The sequence below is a fragment of the Pseudoalteromonas sp. MTN2-4 genome (assembly GCF_042848605.1).
Lineage (GTDB): Bacteria > Pseudomonadota > Gammaproteobacteria > Enterobacterales > Alteromonadaceae > Pseudoalteromonas.
Genome location: NZ_BTGK01000047.1, coordinates 1 through 830, shown reverse-complemented (window position 1 = coordinate 830; position 830 = coordinate 1). Strand labels below are relative to the sequence as shown.

The 830-nt window shown below is 34.2% G+C and carries 1 protein-coding gene; it reads left to right on the top strand.

The annotated features are described in order from the left end of the window. Positions 1–35: 35 nt before the first annotated feature. The gene (locus ACGHEH_RS21650) at positions 36–740 is read left to right on the top strand and encodes a hypothetical protein (RefSeq protein ID WP_390449838.1); all 705 of its coding nucleotides are present in this window, start codon (positions 36–38) and stop codon (positions 738–740) included. The last annotated feature ends 90 nt before the right edge of the window (positions 741–830 follow it).

Sequence of the window (830 nt, the reverse complement as noted above, 5' to 3'; positions counted from 1 at the left end):
GGCGTTATATTTAATTTTTAAAATGGAGTATTAAGTTGAAATTTCTCGCAATCGTGATTTTTGTCTTAATAAGTGTTGCCTGTAGCAACACACAAACAGTCAAAAATAATGTACCAATTACAAATGAAGACAAAGCACTATTTAAATCAAGTATTAAGCAATCTTGTAACAATAGATATCCAAACTCAGAGTCAAGATGCGAATGTGAAGCAAGCATTATTGCTAACGTAACACCTGATCCATTGATAGCAAGAATGACAACAGATAAGAATGCAAAAGCAGAAATTCTGAAATTAATGGTAGAAAATAGAGACAAAATTAACGACTGTGCAAAGAAAATACACCAAGAGCAGCCTTTACCAACTGTTAGCCTTAATTGCTTAGAAAGTTCTAACCATAGTCGAATTGGCTTTCAAATTATGGTGAAAGGTGTTGATTTCACGAATAAAGCTGAAAAAGAGCGATTAGTTCAAAGATTAGAAAATTTTGTTCGAACAGACCCTTGTATACCTCCAATATCAAGAGAAAGCCGAGAGTTAACAATTAATGGCATAGGTATAGTTAAACCTACTAGTGAAGTTATAGTTGACACTGTTAATTTGAGGGGATATGGGAATATAGTTAGAGCTTACACAGACTCTCCATTCTTAGTCGGCGACCTTAATCATTGGCTACCAACATCCAAACAAAGATTACAGCAAGCATTTCCAAATTATCAAACGGATATCGTACTCGATTAAATATAACAAATAAATCAAGAGCGGACGCATAAAGGTTGGCTGAGCTCATTCTTCGCTAATTTTAGCCAACCTTTATTTACCGCTTATTTA